Source organism: Fibrobacter sp. UWB1 (assembly GCF_002210325.1).
GTDB lineage: Bacteria > Fibrobacterota > Fibrobacteria > Fibrobacterales > Fibrobacteraceae > Fibrobacter.
The window spans coordinates 282862-304035 of the sequence record NZ_MWQL01000002.1; the positions used below are offsets into that span (position 1 = coordinate 282862).

General features: G+C 47.1%; 18 protein-coding genes and 1 tRNA gene. 5 read left to right on the forward strand and 14 right to left on the reverse strand.

Features of this window, described 5'->3' with window-relative positions:
* Positions 1-35 precede the first annotated feature (35 nt).
* From B7988_RS02690 to B7988_RS02720, 7 genes are all read right to left on the reverse strand, one after another.
* Positions 36-108 (reverse strand) — tRNA-Ala (locus tag B7988_RS02690).
* A gap of 45 nt (positions 109-153) precedes the next feature.
* Positions 154-1158 carry a polyprenyl synthetase family protein gene (locus B7988_RS02695; protein ID WP_088656804.1) on the reverse strand — a complete coding sequence of 335 codons (1005 nt, stop codon included), beginning with the start codon at positions 1156-1158 and terminating at the stop codon, positions 154-156.
* A gap of 4 nt (positions 1159-1162) precedes the next feature.
* Positions 1163-3103 (reverse strand): DNA topoisomerase (ATP-hydrolyzing) subunit B, encoded by a 1941-nt coding sequence (gene gyrB, locus B7988_RS02700; RefSeq protein WP_088656734.1) that lies wholly within the window; start codon positions 3101-3103, stop codon positions 1163-1165.
* 59 nt (positions 3104-3162) lie between these two features.
* Positions 3163-3489 (reverse strand): DUF721 domain-containing protein, encoded by a 327-nt coding sequence (locus tag B7988_RS02705; protein ID WP_073321047.1) that lies wholly within the window; start codon positions 3487-3489, stop codon positions 3163-3165.
* Entirely contained in the window at positions 3489-4262 is a 774-nt protein-coding gene (locus B7988_RS02710; protein WP_249268811.1) for an ABC transporter permease, read from the reverse strand. Before B7988_RS02710 ends, B7988_RS02705 begins: the two co-directional genes overlap by 1 nt.
* A gap of 18 nt (positions 4263-4280) precedes the next feature.
* The gene (locus B7988_RS02715; RefSeq protein ID WP_249268812.1) at positions 4281-6044 is read right to left on the reverse strand and encodes a S41 family peptidase; all 1764 of its coding nucleotides are present in this window, start codon (positions 6042-6044) and stop codon (positions 4281-4283) included.
* A gap of 116 nt (positions 6045-6160) precedes the next feature.
* Positions 6161-7015 (reverse strand): sigma-70 family RNA polymerase sigma factor, encoded by an 855-nt coding sequence (locus B7988_RS02720; protein WP_073321054.1) that lies wholly within the window; start codon positions 7013-7015, stop codon positions 6161-6163.
* Between the two features lie 200 nt (positions 7016-7215).
* Here B7988_RS02720 and B7988_RS02725 point away from each other — a divergent pair, with 200 nt between their 5' ends.
* The 4 genes from B7988_RS02725 to B7988_RS02740 all read left to right on the forward strand — a co-directional run bounded on the left by B7988_RS02725 (position 7216) and on the right by B7988_RS02740 (position 13317).
* Positions 7216-8430 carry a sensor histidine kinase gene (locus B7988_RS02725; protein WP_088656736.1) on the forward strand — a complete coding sequence of 405 codons (1215 nt, stop codon included), beginning with the start codon at positions 7216-7218 and terminating at the stop codon, positions 8428-8430.
* Between the two features lie 223 nt (positions 8431-8653).
* Positions 8654-9925, forward strand: coding sequence for a hypothetical protein (locus B7988_RS02730; RefSeq protein ID WP_141225533.1), 1272 nt, complete (start codon positions 8654-8656; stop codon positions 9923-9925).
* On the forward strand, positions 9925-12438 hold the full coding sequence (locus B7988_RS02735) for a hypothetical protein (protein WP_088656738.1): 2514 nt from the start codon (positions 9925-9927) through the stop codon (positions 12436-12438). Before B7988_RS02730 ends, B7988_RS02735 begins: the two co-directional genes overlap by 1 nt.
* A gap of 78 nt (positions 12439-12516) precedes the next feature.
* Positions 12517-13317, forward strand: a complete 801-nt coding sequence (locus B7988_RS02740) for a hypothetical protein (protein WP_073321063.1) — start codon at positions 12517-12519, stop codon at positions 13315-13317.
* 129 nt (positions 13318-13446) lie between these two features.
* Here the strand turns inward: B7988_RS02740 and B7988_RS02745 are convergent, their stop codons facing one another.
* From B7988_RS02745 to B7988_RS02775, 7 genes are all read right to left on the reverse strand, one after another.
* Positions 13447-15021: a biotin attachment protein gene (locus tag B7988_RS02745; RefSeq protein WP_072976800.1), complete on the reverse strand. Its 1575-nt coding sequence runs from the start codon at positions 15019-15021 to the stop codon at positions 13447-13449.
* A 177-nt stretch (positions 15022-15198) separates the two neighbouring features.
* Positions 15199-15720, reverse strand: a complete 522-nt coding sequence (locus tag B7988_RS02750; RefSeq protein WP_088656739.1) for a hypothetical protein — start codon at positions 15718-15720, stop codon at positions 15199-15201.
* Positions 15708-16325, reverse strand: coding sequence for a hypothetical protein (locus B7988_RS02755; protein ID WP_088656740.1), 618 nt, complete (start codon positions 16323-16325; stop codon positions 15708-15710). Before B7988_RS02755 ends, B7988_RS02750 begins: the two co-directional genes overlap by 13 nt.
* Before the next feature lie 65 nt (positions 16326-16390).
* Positions 16391-16759 (reverse strand): DUF1232 domain-containing protein, encoded by a 369-nt coding sequence (locus B7988_RS02760; RefSeq protein WP_088656741.1) that lies wholly within the window; start codon positions 16757-16759, stop codon positions 16391-16393.
* A gap of 268 nt (positions 16760-17027) precedes the next feature.
* The gene (locus B7988_RS02765; protein WP_088656742.1) at positions 17028-18086 is read right to left on the reverse strand and encodes a nuclease-related domain-containing protein; all 1059 of its coding nucleotides are present in this window, start codon (positions 18084-18086) and stop codon (positions 17028-17030) included.
* 3 nt (positions 18087-18089) lie between these two features.
* Positions 18090-18674, reverse strand: coding sequence for a hypothetical protein (locus B7988_RS02770; RefSeq protein WP_088656743.1), 585 nt, complete (start codon positions 18672-18674; stop codon positions 18090-18092).
* A 113-nt stretch (positions 18675-18787) separates the two neighbouring features.
* Entirely contained in the window at positions 18788-20371 is a 1584-nt protein-coding gene (locus tag B7988_RS02775; protein WP_141225534.1) for a hypothetical protein, read from the reverse strand.
* Between the two features lie 362 nt (positions 20372-20733).
* On the opposite strand from B7988_RS02775, the gene B7988_RS02785 reads away from it, so the two are divergent.
* Positions 20734-21147, forward strand: a complete 414-nt coding sequence (locus B7988_RS02785) for a hypothetical protein (RefSeq protein ID WP_249268813.1) — start codon at positions 20734-20736, stop codon at positions 21145-21147.
* Positions 21148-21174: the final 27 nt, after the last annotated feature.

Genomic DNA, 21174 nt, shown 5'->3' on the forward strand with positions numbered 1-21174 from the left:
ACGAAAAAAAAGCAGGACTAAATCCTGCTTTTTTATGGAGATAGTGGGAGTCGAACCCATGACCTACAGATTGCGAACCTGTCGCTCTACCAACTGAGCTATATCCCCAGGTTTGGGCGGAAATATAGAATTAGCCGCCGACGTTGTCAAGAGCTAATTGCCACGGTTGTCCATTGACGAAAACATCTGGATGATTTCATCTGTGAACGTCGAGTTCGGCAGACCTTGTGCAATTACAAGAGCCTTTTCAAGATGATCTTGGGCGCAAGCTTTTGCCTTTTTGAATGCGTCCTTTTCGTTCAATTTCTCGATGATCTTTTCGGGAATGTCGGGCTGGTCCGCCTTTGCGATGAGCGATTCCATGTCGGAGCGTTCCTGTGCGTTGCAACTTTCAAAATAGTACAGCAGCGGAAGAGTAATCAGTCCATTGCCTAAATCGGTGAACTTGGCCTTGTCCAGATTCTTGCTGCCAAAACCGTAGTCCAAAAGGTCGTCGACAATCTGGAATGCAATTCCGAAATGGCTACCCATTTGGGCGCACTTGTCGGTGTTTTCTTTGTCGAATCCGGCAAGGATTGCTCCGATGCGTGCTGCCGCCGCAATCAGGGAGGCTGTCTTCCCGTCAATGATGCGGTCGTATTCTTCGAACGAAAGACGCATGTTACCGGACTGATCCAGCTCCAAGATTTCGCCGGCGATTAATTTGTCTGCGGCCTTGGAAAGTACGGTCGGAATGTCGTGCGATTCTTCATCAATCACGCACTGCATGGCCTGCGAAAGAACATAGTCGCCAATGAGCACCGCCACCTGCGTGCCCCATTCCTTGTGTGCTGTTTTCTGTCCACGGCGAATATCGGTGCCATCGATAATGTCGTCGTGCACAAGGCTTGCCAAGTGCAGCAGTTCAATGCCAGCGCAAGCATGTGCCACGCGCAGAGGATCGGGCTTTTGAGAACCACTTTGTGCAAGCAGGCAGAGAAGTGTTGATCGAATTCGCTTGCCTTTACGTTGGAACAAGGATTCTAATCGCTCGCTTATTCCAGCAGGAGCATTCTTAGCAACACCGAAAATGACATTTTCGGTAAGTTTCAATTGTTCTTGGACAAGTGTGCGTGCTTGAGTCAGCACGGTCTGAAAATCTGCCTTAGTCGGAGCCATTACCTTACACATCCAAGTCGTTCAAGACCTTGTAGGCGTTCGTTTCGATAAACTTGCGACGCGGTTCCACATCTTCGCCCATAAGCATGCTGAAAATCTGGTCGGCCGCCACAGCGTCTTCCACGTAGCATTGTTTGAGGAATCGCTTGGTCGGATCCATGGTCGTTTCGGAAAGCTGTTCCGGCGACATTTCACCAAGACCTTTGAATCGGCTAACCGTCACGTTCTTCTTGTCTTCGAGCTTGGCCATGGCTTCGTCCTTGTCGTTTTCGTCAAACAAGTACGTTTCCTTGGTGCCGACCTTGAGCTTGAACAGAGGCGGCATGGCGAGGAACACGTGACCTTCGTCAATGAGCGGGCGCATGTAGCGGAAGAAGAACGTGAGGAGCAGAGTCTGAATATGAGAACCGTCCACATCAGCATCGGTCATGATGATGATCTTGTTGTAGCGGAGCTTTTCGAGTTTGCATTCTGTACCGAGACCGCAACCGATGGCGTTCACCAGGTTCTGGATTTCTTCGGTGTCGAGCACGCGGTGGAGGCTTGCCTTTTCCACGTTCAAAATCTTACCGCGCAACGGGAGAATGGCCTGGAACTCGCGGTTACGGCCCATCTTTGCAGAACCACCTGCAGAGTCACCTTCCACGATGAACAGTTCGCATTCCTTGGGGTCGCGGCTGGAACAGTCGGCGAGCTTGCCCGGCAGGCCGCCGCTTTCGAGAACGTTCTTGCGGCGGGCGAGCGTGCGTGCCTTGTGGGCCGCTTCGCGGGCCACGGCGGCGTTGTAAACCTTGTCCAAAATAATCTTGACTGCCGCCGGATTTTCCTGGAAGTATTCTTCAAGTTTTGCACCGAAAGCGGAGGCAACGTAGCCTGCGATTTCGGAGTTGCCGAGTTTGCGCTTGGTCTGACCTTCGAACTGCGGCTGCGAGACCTTGATGGCGATCACGGCAGTCAAGCCTTCGCGAATGTCGTCTGCGGTAATCTGAATGTCTTTCTTGCCCTTGGGCATTTCTTGTGCGAACTTGCTGATGACGCGGGTGAGGGCGGTCTTGAAGCCTGTCACGTGCGTACCGCCATCGTAGGTGTTCACGTTGTTCACAAAGCTAAAGAAGTTTTCCTGGTAGCCGTCGTTGTACCACATGGCGACTTCCAAAGGATACTGGCCTTCGGGGAGCACCAGATGAATCGGGTCCTGGAACAGCTTGGTGCGGTGTTCGTCCACGTAACGCACGAATTCAGACACGCCACCCGGATAGCAGAATGTATCAGTCTTCTTGTTTTCGGGATCGCGTTCGTCGGTAAGCGTCAGGCGAAGACCGCTCATGAGGAAGGCGAGTTCGCGGAAACGCGTAGCGAGCGTGTCATACACGTAAACGGTTTCGCTGAAAATCGTATCGTCTGGGTAGAATTCAACGGAAGTACCGGTCGTGCCGTCGCTTTCGCCGAGGTCCACCTGCGGACCGCACGGAACGCCTCTAGAAAATTCCTGCTGAACCACGCGGCCGTTGCGGCGCACGGTAACAACGAGCTTGTTAGAAAGAGCGTTCACGCAGCTCACGCCCACGCCGTGCAAACCGGCAGAGACCTTGTAAGAGCTATTGTTGAACTTGCCACCGGCGTGGAGTTTAGTCATCACGACCTGGATGGTGCCCACCTTTTCCTTGGGGTGAATGTCGGTCGGAATGCCACGACCGTTATCGGTCACGCGGATGCCGTTACCCGGCAAAATGGCAATTTCAATGTGAGTGCAGAATCCGGCTAAAGCTTCGTCCACGGAGTTATCGACCACTTCCCAAACCAGGTGGTGGAGACCACGGATGTCTGTCGAGCCAATGTACATAGCCGGGCGTACACGCACGGCTTCGAGGCCTTCCAAAACGGTAATGCTAGAGCCGCTGTAATCTTCTTCGGCCTTTTTCATTTCTTCAGATTCTTCTGCCATTTTTTACCTTGTTTTCTTCTTCTAAATTCTTGATGCTCGTGGGCCTTTTTAACATGCTTTTAAACGAAAAGAATGTTCTTAACAGAGGGCTTTCCAAGCAATAAATTACACTTGTCAATAATAGCTTTTTTTTGCAAAAAAAGTTCTTGTTTCCATGCGGAACTACCGCACTTTAGCGTCAAAATATTGCGTTCGAATTTGACGATTTGAACGTGCGGTTTTATGAGTGGACCCACGATAGTTTCAAGGCCTTCGGACAGCTTTTCAAGTGCCATTTCATCGGTGATGTGGGCCTTGTCTAGAACCATTTGCAGCAGCACGCTAATGTCTTCGGGATCTTTCCCGCAGACCGGTTTTTTGCGCTTAATGCGATAGGAATTGTCCATTAGAGCAACAGCAGTTTCGAAAGGACAAAACCGCCAATCAAAATACTCGTCATGCCGGCAACCACAGTGGCCTTGGTGCTCTTGCCTACGCCTTCGGCGCCGCTATGGGTGGTAAAGCCAAAGAAGCAGGCGTAGCTTGCAATAAAGTAGCCGTAAAGGGTTGCCTTGATCAGGCCCACGACCAAGTCCCAGTTCTGGTAGAACATGCGTACACCGTAGAAGAATACGGCGAATGACACGTCCTTGTAAAGGTGCGCCACTTCGTAACCGCCTACGATACCGATAAAGATGCTGATAATCGTAAGGGTCGGAAGCATGATGATGGTTGCGATCAGGCGCGGTGCAAGCAAAAACTTGTAGGGACTAAGTCCTAATACTTTGTATGCATCGAGCTGCTCGGTGACAGCCATGGTGCCCAGTTCCGAACACATGGATGCTCCAATTCGGCCTGCAAGTACCATTGCAGTAAGAATCGGACAGAGCTCTACCATCACGGACTTACCCACGGCCATTCCCACAAACATCAGGGGTATGATGTCTGCAAACTGGTAGGCGAGCTGCCAGGCCATAATGGCACCTGTGGCAAGGGAGGCGGCCACCACCACGGGAATGCTGGTGATGCCCACGTGTTGCATTTGTTCCACGGTCGTGTGGAGGTTGCTGAATGCACCAGGAATGTTCTTGAAAAGCTGCCACACAAAGTGCAGGTAGCTTAATACCGTATGCAGAAACTTCCGGATAAACTTACCCAGACTTTCTGCAATTCTGTTCATGACGGTAATCAAGGATTCCTACTTCTTCTTGGATGCTTTCTTGGACGGAGCGCTGATTGCCTTTTTGTAAAGGTTCATGTCGCTCAGGTACTTGATCGCTTCGTTCAACTGCTTGTCCTGCTTCAGGGAGAAGGCGGTGCTGACAGAGTCGTTGATGAACGCTGTCAGGAGTTCACGCTTGATGCCGTCCTTGATGTACTGCTTGTTTTCGTCAAACTGGGCGTTGCGGTTGTTTTCAAGAGCCTTGCGCATGTCGGCTATGCGCTTGGCAAGAGCGGTGTCGCTCACGACCTTGGCACTATCGCCCATGTAGTTCTGTTCGCGGATAATGCTCTTTTCGAGCTGGTCCACGCCTACCAGTGCGTTGCTCTTGATCTTCGTGAAGTTTGTATCCTTCATGCAGAAGTCGCGGAACTGCGTAAACAGGCTGTCGGGAACTTCCCAGTTGGCGTCAATTTTCACGTTGTTCTTTTCCAAGTCCGGACGGATCTTGACGGCAAACTTGAAGTACATAGCCATGCGTTCCTGTACCTGCACCACCCAGGGCATGGGGGAAAGTTCCACTTCTACGTCGGGGGTGATGCCACCGCTGCCGAACATCATGCGGCCGTTGTGCGTGTAGAAGGTGTCGACTTTAGCGGTGTCTTTCTTGGTCGAATCAGCCATGCCTTCACCTTCGTCGGCGTATTCTTCTTCAAGGATCTTCAAGCCCTTGATGCCATTTTCGGGCTTGTTGATGCATCGTCCGAAGGGCAGGTAGTAGAAGGCGGTCGTAAGCTTCAGTGCGTTACCCTGGTTGTCGAGCGGGAAAATCGTCTGCACAGATCCCTTGCCGAAGGATGTCTTGCCGATAATCAGAGCTCGGTCCCAGTCCTGCAGAGCACCAGAGACAATTTCGGCAGCACTTGCGGAACCCTGGTTCAAAAGAACAACCATCGGCACTTCAGGCTTCACGATGCCGTTTTTGCGGGCGTGGCTTTCGGTCTTTTGGGTGCGGCCACGGGTGCTCACGATCAGGTTGCCCTGTTTCAGGAACAATTCGCTGATTTCGATAGCCTGGTTCAAGAGCCCGCCCGGGTTGTAGCGCATGTCGAGAATAATCTTCTTCATGCCCCTCTTCTGTAGAATCTTGAGGGCGTTTTCGACATCGCTCGTGGTCTTGTCGCTAAAGGTGGCGAGCTTGATGTAGCCGATATCCTTGGTGACCATGCCGTAGTAGGGCACGGCGTGTACAATGATTTCGGCTCGGGTAATGGTAAAGTCCATCAGATCGGGCACGCCTTCGCGTTCAATGGAAACGGTCACGTCGGTGCCGATTTTACCGCGGAGCTTGTTCACGGCTTCGTCGAGGCTTAAGCCTTTGGTGTCCTTGCCGTCGATTCTACGGATGCGGTCGCCGGCACGAATGCCCAAGCGGAATGCCGGGGTGCCGGAAAGCGGTGAAATGACGGTCAAAATGTTGTCGCGGAGGCTAATGGTGATGCCCACGCCGCCGAACTTGCCTTCCATCGAAACCTTGAGGCTTTCGTAGTCCTTGGGCGAAAACACCGTGGTATGCGGGTCCAAGATGTTGCGGATGCCGTTCAATGCCGCGTCGGTGAGCTCAGTCGGATTCACGTCTTCGACATATTTGCGGTTGACTTCGGAAAGCACCTTGTTCAGGCGCGAAACTTCGTTATAGAAATCGCCAGGAGGATCTTTCTTGTCGCTTGCTGCAAGCGGGCTTGTGGTGAGGCACAGAGCCGAAAGACCGGCTACAAAAAGGGTTCGAAAGTTCAGCATATTGAAATTCATGCTTTAAAAATACAATTTCATTTGTTTGCTTGACTAATAAAAACGGAAAAAACCGGCCAAAAGGCCGGTTTTTAATATAAGGAGAGAGAGAAAAAAGGTCAAAATTAGGCGGCGTCGTTCAAAACGCGGGCAAGCTGTTCGTTTCTGAGCTTTTCGAGCGCGGAATCCTTGAGCTGGCGGGTGCGTTCCTTGGAAAGGCCGACCATCGGTGCGATTTCCTTCAAGTTCAGGTCGGAATCCATCTTGAATCCGAAATAGAGCTTGATGATTTCCTTTTCTTGGGCGGAAAGGCTGTTGTTCATCGCCTTGTTAAAGAGCTTGGAGCGGTTGTTTTGTTCGGCAAGTTCGTCGGTGCGGAATTCTTGTGCCGCAATGGTATCGCCGAGCGTCATGTCGCCATCTTCGCCAACGGGGGCGTCGAGAGAGGTAGACTTGTTGCCCATCATCAAGATCTTTTCGATGTCGTCGGCTTTGTACTTGCTGACGCCTTCGAGGCTCTTCGGGTCTAGCATGAGACCGCCGCCAACGACCTGGTGCATGGCGCCACCCTTCTTGGCGAAGCGGCGGAGCACGAGTTCCTTTTCGGCGCTGATGCGGACCAGTCGACCGCGTTCCGCGATGGCGCGGGTGATGTTCTGGCGAACCCACCAAACGGCATAGCTGATGAATTTGATTTTCTGGGAGTGGTCAAAGCGGCGAGCGGCTTCAATGAGGCCCATGTTGCCTTCGTTGATGAGCTCGTTTACATCGATGCCCTGACCTTTGTAAAGGTTTGCGATGTTCACGACGAAGCGGAGGTTGCTTTTGACGAGCAGGTCCATGGCTTCGCGGCTGCCTTCGCGAACTTTCGCGAGTACAACCTTTTCTTGTTCCTTGGTAAGCAGCGGATATTTGGAAATATCGTTCAGGTACTGGAAATAGACATCCCTGTCGTCATGAACGTGTGTATTCTTTGTCATATCAACCTCGTTGCTTGTTGTTTCGTTTACATTCGTAAATCTACCTCCATTTGCATTTTGAAGTGTCATAGATTACGCCTTTGTTCGCAAAAGTTATTTGTGAATTTCGTCAAAGAAAACGGCACTTTTGTCATGTTTTTGTCATAACGCCCTTTTTTTTGCCCCAATAAGGGCTATTTTTGTATTCGCAAGAGGAAAAAATGACGACAAAATATGCGAAATCCGCCCTTAGGGCCTTTTTACGCCGCAATTATGAACGTTTAGCGGAACTTCAAGAGGCTCAATTCGAGAAAAATGAGCGGGAATTGATCGAAATCGTGGGCGATGAGAACGACACGCAGTATCCGATTCCGACTTTTGCGCTGATGGTTCTCATTTGGATGTTTATTCTGTTGTTCCCGCTAATATTGTTGCTGGATCCGACATATCCGATGACTCAGGTGTCGTTTATCAACCTTGCAACCTACTATTTGCCACTTCTGGCTACTTTCTTGACCTTCTTGGTAAACCAACGTTACCTTGTTCCAAAATGCTTCTTTAGAAAACGCTATGTGGTGTTCTTTGCGGGAAATGCGTTGATACTCTTTATTTCGCTATTAGGCCGCGAAGTTTTCTATTTCTTGATCCAGCGCAAGGCAAACGAAGGAATTGTTGATTTCTTTAGTAACTATTGCTTTAGTGCTGGCGCCGGACGCGGACACTTTTCGTTATGGACTGTACTCGTGTTCCTGATAGCTCTTGCGCTTATCTGCTTTGTGTGCATTTTGATTTCGATGTTTACGAGACAAATCATTAGGGCATTTATCTTGCGTGAAAAAAAACGCTCGACTTTGGAATACGAACTCAAATTTTTGAAGAATCAGCTTTCGCCGCATTTCTTGTTCAATACCTTGAACAATATTACTAGCCTGATTCGTATAGATCCTGGCCTTGCCGAAACAAGTATGACGAAACTTTCGCAGCTGATTCGTGTGATGCTTTACCAGACAGGTGACAAGTATATTTCGCTTAAAGAAGATGTGGGTATTTTGGAAAAGTATGCGGAACTTGAAAAATTGAGACATGACGATTCATTTGATTTCAAATTTGAATACGAACTTGAAAATCCCGATTGTCAAGTGGAACCCTTGCTGATGATGCCCTTGATGGAAAATGCGATGAAACATTGCGTAAATCCGGACGGTAAAAGCTTTGCCCATATCAAGATTGTGCAGAAAGGGGATGAACTTAGCTTTGTGGGCGAGAATAGTAACTTTCCGCGCAAGGCGAAACCGAATGCGAGCGGTCTTGGACTTTCGACCTTCAAGAAACGCCTGGAACTCATGTATAGTGGATGCTATCGTTATGAAGGTCGCGTAGAAGGTGATGTGTATAGAACGGAACTGAATGTGAAGCTGAAAAAGGATTCCGTGTAAACGCTGTATACACTTTTTTTGAAAAATTCCGAATGACGTCTTTACAATAAAAATTTGTTTATCTATAATTCGGTTCGGAGCAATTAAATAGTTTTTTAGATACATCTGTTAGCCACAGGTGTATTTTTTATCCTGTTTAATGCTTTGTTTTTATATGGCTTTTTATATCGCGGCCTAGCGAGTGCTAGGGAGCTTAACAAACATCTTTAAAAATGGAGGTCCTATGATCAGTAGGATGTCAAGGTGTGCAGCCTTGATTGGGGCCGTATTGTCTCTTTCAAGTTTTGCGCAAGTTTGTAATGATGTTTCGCTGTATAAAAATGGCGAAGCAGGTAAAATGGAAATGGCTGGCATGACGTTCCCGGAAGCACCGGAGTGGAGCGCCAACTGGGGTGTGCTCGGCCAAGGAGGAAATTTTTCGGGCTCAACGGAGGCGCTTACCCCGCCTTATATCCGATTGTCCGGCATGAAGGACAAGGCGGGGGATTGGACGGGATTGTTGTCGTTTGACAAGTTGCCCTTGACCGTCCAATCCGGGAACGTTGCGTTCAAAGTGCGCGCAACGCAGAAAAGCAAGTTCGGAATCTGGCTTGTGGGCGATTTCGGCAATAGCGGCGTGAAGTTCTTTGATCTCGATGCCAATAAGACTTATTCGCTGAAGATTGCTGTCGCTGAACTTCTCGGAAATTCCGCAAAGGCGGTCAAGCATGTAGGCGTTGGGCTTTTTGATGTTCCTGCGCATCAATACACGACCCTGTTTATTGACGATGTATCGGTAAGTTGCGCGGTGTCGAACGGCTCGGTTGCCGAAGTGTGGACTTATCCATACAGCGATTTGGACCCGAGGACCCCTCGCCGCGAAGGCAAATTCATCTCGACGCCTGCGCCGATGACGTCTGCTGCCTATTCTGAAGAAAAACGTCGTAAAATAGCAGATTCCACTAGCGCTGATTTTGTTTTGAGTGAATTAGAACATTATCAGATTCAAAAATTTTGTGGCCGGACCGATTTGACTCCGCAAAAATCTCGCGATGGCTGGTTCAACAACATGTACTTTATCGATCGGAATCGCTTGCGTGATAGCGTGATTGCGAATCCGAAGGGGTTGTTTTACGAGGCAAACGAGGCTGCCGCAGGTACGGATAATCTCGAAATGCCCTTGCTGATAGGCAATGTGGATTACGCTTACCGTGCCTGTAACGATAGCGTTTGTAAGGCAGGGCAGTTACAAAATGCAAGAATTCTGCAGGCGGGGGTTCCGTCGGCAACTGTGAGGGGATCTCGACTCAAGATTTTCTATGACCCCTATTTTGTTTGCACGAATAGAAGTGTGCTTCCGAAGGTGGAAATTTATACGAAAAATAAGTGGCAGGCGCTAGAACCAAAGTCCGAAATGCTGCTGGAGTTTGAATCGGCGGGCGTGCAGTCCGTAAAAATTCGACTCTCTGAAGGCGGTGTAACCATTAACCAGACGTTATTCGTGGAGGTGAAATAATGAGATTCGTATTATTTGTTTTGGCATTGTTGCTTGGTTTTTCAGTTTCTACGGCAAGGGAACATATTGATTTGGTCTTTAGTGGAAATTACGGATTGGATTCAATGTGTGTGGCAAAATATGATATTAAAAAATCAAGAAATAGCGGATTTACGTTGACAGGTCTTCCTTGTTCTGCGCTTCCGATATATGATAAGGTGAGAATAAGGGTCCTTAATCCGCGGAAAGACGACTCGAAAAAAATGCACTTTAGCCTGGTTCGCCCGTTCCTGATGATTGATGGCATTTACCTCAGTACAAATGGAATGCGGACTTTAAGCGAAATGCAGGACGAAGTTGAACGTTTTGGCATTGTTGACCCGCTTGTAGAATTGGGCTACACGCCCGTTCTTGTGCAATTCCCGCAAACTGTGAGACGGTCTCTGTTGGAAAATTCTCAAAGTTTTGCGAAAATGCTTCATTTGATTAATTCGGAATACTGGTTTGGATTTGATAACAAACTGCAAGATGGTTTTGTTGTGCTTGGGGTAAGTCAGGGCGGTATCTTGGGCCGTTATGGTTCGTACTTGTACGATATCGCACGGAATAAGATGACGGACGCCCCGATTCGGCTGTATTCGTCTTTGGATTCGCCGCACCAGGGAGCCATTTTGCCGCTTGCGCTTTTTTATACGATTGATTTTTGGGCTCTAGATGGTGGTTCCGGTGGAGCTGAGGCTTTCAGGGATTTGATTAATGGCCCTGGTGCTAGCGGGTTGTTGCTGTATGAGAGAATGTGCAAGAATAAAGATTGTTCCGATTATTCATACGAGGTGAATGCGTCGCCTAACCGATTCCTTTTTGGGGAATATCGCAAGGCTGCAGAATACAAGGGATTTCCGTCTGTACTTATTGCGCAAGGCCAGCTGAAAGGGGCTATTCCGGCGCATTCTGACACATTCTTTGTTTTGAACAGGCATGCAAAAAAATTCGGTTCACCGTTCGGTCGTGCAGAAAGTAGGCTTTATTCTTACCTTGATGGCAAAACCCCAATTGCCCACAATAGAAAATATCAGTATCTAGATGGTGCTAAAGAAAAAAAGCGTACGGCACAAGCCTTCTATGATTTTATTCAAGGAAGTACTTATCCGTTTGCGGAAACAATGTATAATAGCTTGAGTGACGGTATGATTAAAGCCATGCCGGATGACATGACTGAATTTTTTGTTTCTTTTTCAACGGGGTGGGATGAAAATTCTTTGATCCAAAAGAATAGTACCTTTATTCCGACAACAAGTGCGATGGATTTGAAATGTAACGGGATAAGTTCCATTACGGAACCATGCGCTTTTTATCAAAATTATTCCGGGTTCCCTTTCACGAATCCGGGCGCAAAGAGTTCTGCGAATGCCGTTTATGCGGTAGATGCAACGCACCCGCGTTATAACGAACCGATTAGCGGTAGACATATTGAATTGCCGTTGAATATGAAGGCTGATTCTGCCGTTATCAGAGGTTTGCAGGTCGATATGTGGCGAGTCCTGTGTGAGTTGGCTAATTACGACTACGATTATGCTGGCAAGAAATTCCGTAATGAAAATTTGTCTTGGTATTTCAAGCCGGGAACCGACTGCATGGATCAGACGAAAATGCCTGAATTCCTGAGAAAGGGCGGCTACGTACAGAAGAAGTATTTCGCTTATGGCCGCTACGATTATAATGCAGAAGCGACTGAGAGCGACAAAAATGTGACATTTGATTTGCCTGCCGGGTGGCACAAGGTTGCCGTATTTGACAATGGCGAAGACCTTCCGGAAGGCGTTTCTGTCGGTTTTGACATTACGGTTAACAATACGAAAGGCTCTTGGATGAAAGCGGAACTTTTGTTACTGAAATCTAAATCGGGTGCGGGGCAGTTGCAATTGCAAGAGGTGTCTATTCCGGTAGATGGCAAAAAGCACCATGTTCATTGGAAACTCCCTGCAAATGAAGGTTCGCTCAAAAAGTATCACTGGATTCGCCTGGTGTTGAATTCCGATGGAGGCAATGTAACGGTTGCGAATCCGGTGCTTACGAAGTCTGTTGAAGATACCGGTAAGGAATATGAAAACGCTGATATTGAATTGTATCCGAAGGCGTATAAGTTTGCCTCATGGACGCCGTCTGCATCGGTGGAGACTTATCTTGAAGGGGCCAATATGGGGGCTGAACTGGATTTTAAGAAAATAGGTAGCGAAGCTTATTTGGATTTTAAAGGCGAAAAGAGCTTTGAATCCTATAAGAAACTCCAGATTTATTATTGGCCGGGGTCTTGCCAGGGAACAGGCGTGTATTTTGATTCGTATTTATCAGGAATGCATTACTTGAAAGATTCTGCTACAATAGAGGGTGACTTTGTTGTAAAAGAAATTTCTCTTTCAGATGTCATAGATACGAAAATTACGCATAATTACAAAAAAATCGCGTCTAGGCTGGTCTTTAGGAGTGGCAAGACAGACGAGGTTTGTCTTGTATACAGAATTTTGGCAAAATAGTGCCTTTATTCTAACAGGTAATCTTATTTTTCAATGCGGTATGGTTGTTGTCATACCGCAAATTTTAGGAGCTATGATATGAAAAAACAATTAATTCTGTTGGCTGCCTTGTCGGTGGCGTTTACGGGGTGCATGAAACCGACGACGCATTCTATAGGGGCTGCGCTAATGCCTGCTCCGATTATGCACCGTAGTTCTCCGGATAGTTCTGTGCAGGAATTGTCTGTGGCGGCTTCGGGGTTTTACGGACATTCGGGTGATGGTTACAATTTGGAAAACCTGAATGCCTTTGGTGGCAACATTGGTTTGACTTACCGTATGGCGGGAACTTTATCGCCACTGTTTTTGAATGTGGCTGCAGGCGTATTTGGCGGCTCTCTCCATTTTGGTTGCGACGCGTCTCATCGTTGTCTCAGGGACAGTGAATTTGATAAAGATTACGTTGCTTGGTTGGAGTCTAAGGCCGGTCGCAAGAGCTATAGCTTTTGGAATTTGCAAGAACGAATCCTTGTCGGTGCGGACTTTAGCCCAGCGTTTTTAATTGTCGGCGGTGCGGTTGGTTTCCAGCTGTATGAGGGTGGTTCTTCTGACTACGATAAAATACGCGGAAGGCTTGACAATGAAGGCCTGATGGAAAGCAGAGGGGGTGATAATGGTGCTGACGTCACTTCTTCTGTGTGGCTAGGTTCGTATTTTGGACGAAATGGTCGGTTTGGCAACTTGGTTGCAGAATATGATATTATTTTCAAACACCAGTATGAAGATGGGCTAGCTTCAATCAAGTTGACGTATACACACCCGAGTGGATTTTTCGGTGGGGTGTCGCGAGGAGACTTGATTGACTTCTCACTGTTTGTGGGAAAACAGTTCGTGTTTTAGATCCCGGGTCAAGCCCGGGATGACAAGAAATCTGCGCCCGGGATGACAATAAACCGCGTCCGTTGACATGAAATAAAAAAAGAGCCCCGGCGGTTTGCCGGAGGCCCTTCTTAATTTGTTTCGAACAAATTACTTGAGGGTCTGAACCTGCACGTCCCAGCTCTGGTTGCCAAGAGCGATGCGGTAGGTGCTTGCGGCGCCGGCCTTCATGTTCTTGGTGTCCACTGCCGGAGCAGCATTCGGGTCCTTCTTGGGAACGCCAATGTGGCGGTTGCCCTTGAGGAATTCAATACCCTTGTTGCCAGCCTTCGTCTGGAGGCAGCCCGTGATGAAGATGGTCTCGTCGGTGACCGGCAGACCATTTTCTTCCAGGAGGGCCTTGGCCTTCGGGATGCCCGGTTCGAGAATTTCTTCTGCGCACTGGACGCCCGGATAGGCTTCCTTGAAGGGCTTCATGTTGAACTGGTCGGCAGCGATCTTCACGAGTTCCGGATCCGGTTCGCAAGGAGTCTTGCCCTGGTAGCCGAGGAGCATCTTGCCGTAGCCTTCGGTCATCTTGAACCAAGTACCGCGGCCTGCGGCCTGGTTCAAGGTGTTCATGTAAGCCTGCTGGAAGTAGAACTGGGAAACCGGCGTCACGGAAGAAGCAAAGCCACCGCGGCGGACGCATTCACTCATGTTCTCGATCACCTTCGGGAACAGGTGGAAGGTCTTGGTTTCACGCATCATGAGGGTGTTGGCGGTAAGAGCGCCACCCGGCATGGGGCTGAAGATCACGTCGGTCGTGATCTGACGTGCTTCAGGCGGGAAGTTGTAGTCCTTGAGGCATTCAACAGCGACGTTGTTGGCTTCCATGAGTTCTGGAATGTGATCGTCGACGATGCTGTCTTCACCGAGGGCGAGCTTGTATTCCGTACCCTTGAGGGCGTGGAACATGGAGAACAGGTCGGGCTGAGCCGTACCGCCGGAAAGGGGCTTGCGGCCGAGGTCGACGCCATCGGCGCCACCTTCGATAGCGGCCTTGTACTGGGCCACACCGGTACCGCAGGTGTCATGGCTGTGGATGCGGAGTTCGACCTTGTCGCCGAGGAGCTTGCGGGCGCGCTTGAAGGTTTCATAAACCTTGGTCGGGTTCGTCGTACCGGAAGCGTCCTTGAAGCAAACGGAAGCGAACGGAACGCCTGCGTCCAAGATGTTGCGGAGGATGCGTTCGTAGAATTCCGGGTTGTGGGCGGCGTTGAGGTCGCATCCCGGAGGAAGTTCCATCATGGTCACGACGACTTCGTGTTCCAGACCGGCGTCGGTAATGCACTTGCCGGAGTAGATCAGGTTGTTGACGTCGTTCAATGCGTCGAAGTTACGAATACGGGTCATGCCGTGCTTCTTGAACATGTCGGCATGGAGCTTGATCATGTCGCGCGGCTGCGGAGCGAGGGCCACCACGTTGATACCGCGGGCAAGGGTCTGCAGGCGGATGTTCGGGCCGACTACGCGGCGGAATTCGTCCATCATGTCGAATGCGTCTTCGCCGCAGTTCTGGTACAGGGCCTGGAAACGGGCGCCGCCACCAGCTTCAAAGTGGGTGATGCCAGCCTTCACGGCTGCTTCGACCGCGGGCATAAAGTCCTTGGCGAACACACGGGCACCGAAAATAGATTGGAAACCATCGCGGAACGAGGTGTCCTGGAACTTGATCTTTTTCATTTGTGTCTTCCTATGGGATAAATCCCTGGTTTTTACTGTACAATAAAATACGGGGGGAAAGATAGAAAATAGACGGCAAATGCGTAAGGCGAATGATGAGCAAAAGCTTGTTTTAGGGGGTGATAAGTGATTATTATATCTATAATAATCATATTCATAATAATGGTTTGTGCGGATTTACCATGGAAGGTTGTATTGGAAATTTACACCCCAACCACCAAGAGTGAACAATCTAAGAGTTGCTTCTACAGGGCGCTGCTCGGTATAGCTGATACTTGCCATAAATTGTGAATTGATTTGATAGCCGAGCCTGAAACCGTAATCCAGATTATTACCGTCGCCATCTTCCCGGTAGTGGTGCCCAGCGATGGTTTTCATTATTCCCAAATTGGCCTCGAAGGAGACGTTCCATAGTGTAATTGACCATATCAAGGGCTTAAATTCTATTGCCCACGTGGCAACGGTCTCGTTGCCTCCATCATAGGAGTATCCGAATCGACGTATTCCGAACGCCAGTGTGTAGTCAATTATGTTTTCGGTTTCGTTGAAAAAGCCTATTTCGAAAGCCGTGCCAACGATACCTTCGGGTTTATATATGTGATTGTCATCTACAATACGGCTGTCTTGAATGGTGGCGTCAATAAAGATTGCGTGAGAGAGCCCACACAGAATCAAAAGGCTCAGGATTACTCTTCGCATAGAGTCCATCCTTTGGAAGAATATTCATCCAGATACTTGATTCCATTTCGTTCGGAATAAGTTTTATATCCGTATCGGTCTTGCATGGCTGAAAGCCAAGATTGGGAGCCTTCAAATCTGTAAGTTGAATCCCAGCTTTGGTACGCCACATTGTAGTCGAAAGAACCTGGTTGCACGATATCGTAGCCTTGAGCTAATGGTTCTACGATAGTCACGGAGCCACTTCCAATTTCTTCTGAATGATGGTACAGGGTCTTTATTTCAGGATATTTTGTATTCCAACGGTATCTGTAAAACTTAAAATGGCTTTTTTGTATATTTTGTTCAAAACAGATTCTTTCACATTGAATGTGGCTTTCGATTGTATCGGAAAAGACTGCCGAATCTGTAGGGTAAGAAACTTGAATGCTGTCTGCATAGTAGTGATAAACCGAATCTTCATGGTAATTCTCTGCGTAGTAACATCCTTGCAAGTCTTCCAAGGTGATGATGTCGGGGGCATCGCTTTCGCCACTTGTAAGCGGAATGGAGCATGCAGCAAGGATCAAGAATAATAAACTGAATGGAGCTAATAATCGTTGGTGCATGATTATCTCTGTTTTCATTTAATGGCGGTAATCCATCGGCCTAAAAATAACATTTCTGTTGGACTGTAAAGGATTTTTTTGATTTACTTGGCAATCAAATTGACGATCAGGGCGATTAGACCGCCTAGCAGCAAAACGGCTATGGCGACCATCGAGACGAAGGTCCACTTGGCGTATTTCAGGAGCTTTACCAGGCTTGCGTTCTGGTTTCCGACAAATTGTTGAATCAGGTTGATGCCTGCGGCAAGTGTAAGACCCGCGTCGTCAATCCAACCTATGATGGGAATGTCTGGAATGAAGTCTATCGGAGAGGCGTCATAAGCCAGGGCGGCAAGCATCAGCAACACCGCCAAAGCCTTTTTCATGTTCGAAGAATTATCTTCCACAGGAACTTCTTTCCGGTGAATTTCGTGAACTTCTACTTCTTCGATTTCGTCTTCATCTTTTGTCATGGTGTTTAATATAATAAATTTCCTCAATGGCGCATGCGAGTTCGTTTTTCTTCTGTTTGAACAGTCAAGTATTCCTTGACAGTTGGTTTGTGTTGAAGTACGCTTTTTTTTAACCAGCAATTATATTGCAGGCTTTAGGGAGTCTTTTATATTGACAATGTCAATACGCTCTAATTTTAGATTGATCGTTGGCTTATACTTGGAGAGAGTAATATGCAAAATTTGCATATTACTTTCTTTGGTGATTTCGCCTACTGAAATTAGCGAATTAATTGATTTTTCCGAATTTTTTAGTGATTCGTTCTATATGAGCCTTTTTTTCTTCTTCGGATAATTGAGTGTACGGCAGTAACATTCTGCACCAATCATCAATGGTTTCTGCACTATAAAAAATTTGTTCGGCTTGCATTTTCTTGACCAATTCTATTTCTAAGTTGCAAATTTCGTGAATGCTCGTAAGAGATTTGTTTTCTGGGATATATTTTAATTTTGATTTGTTTCCAAAAATAATCATACTGAATGCACGGAACTGGTATTTATTTTGATTTAAAAAGACACATAAACAGTCTATATGCCGTTTGTTTTGTAAGATAGGATTAGGTATAGGGCCTTTTTTTCCATTAGTCTTGTAGCGTTGCCATTGAGGGTGTTTTTCATCGCCGTAGACAGATCCTGATAAATTCTTGCTTTCAAAAACATAGATGCCTGTTTCATGCAAAAGCAGAACATCAATTTCTGAATATCCGTCAATTGTTGGAACATAGACATTTCTTAAAATTTTATAATGTCGCTTGTCAAATTGACATGCAGCCCATACGGCTCTACTTACGGCATCCTCTCCCAACTTACCAACCATTTCTGCTGCGGTAGGGATTGTTCCGACAACATCTTCATAAGTTGCAGGATGAACGCTTAATTGTTCCTTAGTAAATGGAATGGGATCTTGTTTCGATGTGCGGTTTGAGAAAACTTGTTCTTTGGGAGTGAATTTTTTTGCTTCAAAAATTTTAGGGTATGTTGGTTCAATGTCTTCTGGAAATTCTTCAGTTTGGGTTGTTTTGAAAACAATTACTGCGACAATGATAATTAATACAAGAATGATGCCGCCAATAGCAAAAGCGGTGCTGTGGTCTTTGATAAAATTGAGAATAAGTAGGCCGATCCAAATACAAATGAAAATTGCAAAGACTGCTAAGCATCCGAGACAACCATCACCATCGTCGTTACTTCTTGAATGACGACGTCTTCTGCGACGGGGTTTGGTTGCTCCGTCAATCGCTGCAAATATAAAAGCGATTACAATTGCTATGCCGAATAGTGTTCCCAAAACCTATCTGCTTTCCTGAATTACAATTTTGCCGGAACCACTTTCTTTGATGACGATGCCGGGTGCATCGCCGTTTTGTATTGCTTTGGCACGGTTTTTACTTACGTAATTATATGAACCACGAATGTTCTGTACACCTCGAGTGGGTGTGAATTCAAATTCGCCATTTTGTTTTCGAAATTCAAAACCTGTTCTGCTATACCATTGTAAAGCAGGAAAAAGCTCAGTAGATTTCCATTCACTCCATTCGCGGCCGACTTTACGTGTACGGAAGGAGTTGCCTTCAATCCAAAGAGTTCCTTTGATTTCTATACCATTTAGCCGATCGGCTTGGGAATAGATATTCTTTTGAGTATAATCAATTCGGCATTTATCAATTTCGTATTCTATATCGGCATCGCGGGTTAATTCAAAATAATAGCACCGTTTGTTTTTTACAGAAATTTTATCGCCATACACTTTGTCAAGGGTCTTGGCTAAGGTTACACCATGTTTGTCCTTGACTTGCAATAAAAAAGGGTGATATTGCAAATCGTAGCCGAACGTTGCGCAAACAATAAAGAGTAATATGATGATAGAATGTTTCATGTTCAAATTTGTATTTTGGTTGAAAAGGAAATCCCCACCTTGGTGGCCATGCGCACTAAGCGCTAAAGGGCTAAGTGCTGTCCGCCTGACCAGGTCGGGGAAAACATTGTTGACTATTCTTCTTGTTCCCAATTTAAAATGGGGTAACCGTCGTTCAAACCGCTGTCATAAACGAAATCTTCGCCGAGGAGTTCTGCAAAGTCTGAGGATTTCATTTCGTCTGCTGATTTGGGGGTGGCGACTCCGCCGCCGTTGTTAAGGCCGAAGGGTTCTTGGTCTCCTTGTTCCAGATAGTAGTAGTCTGCCATGGTGGTGTTGTAGTTGTAGCCAATCATCAAACCGACTAGAGAATCTCCGTCAACTTTGCCGGTAGAATAGGCGGAACTGGTGACGCCTTCTTGGTTGTATCCGATAAGACCACCCACATATGTTGAGCCAGATACACTGCCGGTGTTATAGAGATAACTAGAATTTGATCCTAATAGATTGCCAATAATACCTGAAATATAATCTGATCCTTCTATAGAAGCAGTATTCCCTGCATTATTTATAGAGACCCTATTTGCAGAACCGATAATCCCTCCGATGTATTTTTTCCCTAAAACTTGCCCCTCGTTTTTGACATTGGTTACTGTAGCAAGAATGCCGCCGCTAGAAATAGTGGGGCTGACGTAACCCGCGCCGCCAATTATTCCACCAACATTATTTTCACCGATTATGTTTGCGTGGTTCAGGGCGTTTTTACAATCCATAAAGTAGCTGCTTACATAAGTGTATGCTCCTCTTCCGGCAATTCCGCCTACATTAGAACCTCCTTCTACTAATCCGTAGTTTTCAGCATTTTCTATCGATGCCTGATAGGCTTGCCCTGCTATGCCTCCGGTATAATTTTTCCCTTTGATTATACCATGGTTTGTGCTTGATGAAATCATTGATTTTTTGGGGTATGGACCATTTGATTGTCCTGCGATACCTCCAGTGCAATCTTCGTTTCCAATTATTGAACTGTAATTGGTTGCTTGAGTAATACTACCTCCATTGATTCCTGCAATTCCTGCAGAAAATTTTCCACCGCTTACCCAAGAATTTTCCAATATAAGGTGCGATATTGAGCCTTGATTGTTTCCGAACAGTCCGTTGTGCGAGCTTGTCGTGTTGATGAACATTCCGCTGATGGTGTGGCCGTCGCCATCGAAGGTCCCCGTAAAGGCGACGCTTGAATTCCCAATAGGAGTCCACTTGTGGAGCTTGGTGGAGTCAGCGACGAGTGCGCCCTTTTCGTCGATAATCTTACCATCGTTCAAGATTATATCTGCGCCTAGTTTATAATATTTGCCTTGATAATCTTTATCGTTGGAGCCGACGATAAAAGAAAGTTTTGCGAGTTGTTCGGCAGTCAAGATGACATAAGGGCTGAGCTTAGTTCCTGCACCACAGGCAAAATCCTTGGCGGTGGTTCCATCCCATGGAATGCCTGGTTCGCCAACGCAATCTTCATCAAGTTCTCCAGAAGAACTGCTTTTATCTTTTTCCACGGCACTAGACTTCTTATCGGAAGTTTTGCTTGAACTTGATTTTTTGCCTGAGCTACTGGATACAGATGAAATTTCATCTTCGTCGTCAGATGAAACAGTTGCTGAACAGGCTCCAAAAAGTGCCGCACAACCCAATGCTACAATATATTTCGTCAATCTCATAACATCCCTCTTTTTAGAAAGAATATAATTTAAAATCTTTCAAAATGTTAATAGAAATATGCGTTTTGCTTTAGTAGAAAGGAGATCCCGGCTCTAGGCCGGGAAGACATTTATTAAGAGGGGGTGTTAGGGGGTAGAACCCCTTTGGCGTAGGGGTAGCGGAAGACCCGCTAATGGTGGGGCTGAAGCGAGGGGAAGGCTTTCCCCTTTTTATAAAAATCGTTATTCCAACTTGGACTATAAAAATGTTTACATTCGCTGGTTTGGCGAATGGGGTGGTTTGTATCTTGGAGGTGGGGCGGTTGGTTGCCCCGATAACACGGAGGTCCATCATGAAAAGCGTAAAAATAATGTTGTTTGTAATGCTAGCCGTTCTGGTTTCGACCTCTTTCGCAGCCAGGAAGGTTAAGTCGAAGTTGGGAGACATCGATGTCACAGCTCAAAAAGGTGGTGGCGCGGTTGTCTGCACCGCTCACTTCAATGACGAACTGACGATTCTCAAGGATTCCGATACGGAGGTTCTTGTGAAGGGAAGTTGCGGTCAGGGGTGGGTCGCGAAATCAAAACTCGAATATGTGGCGCAAGGCCCGCGTGATAATACAATCACGATCGAAAACTTCGATATCCAGGCATGGATTGACAATCAGTCGGTATTCGATGTTCATATTGATAATGTCGAGGATTTCGAAGGGGTTACGATTGACCGTGACTTTAGAGAATACTTGACTTACACGATTGATCGCGAACAGACTGAAATGCATAATGGCGAAAACTGATTTAACCATGGAGGTGTTTAATCCGTA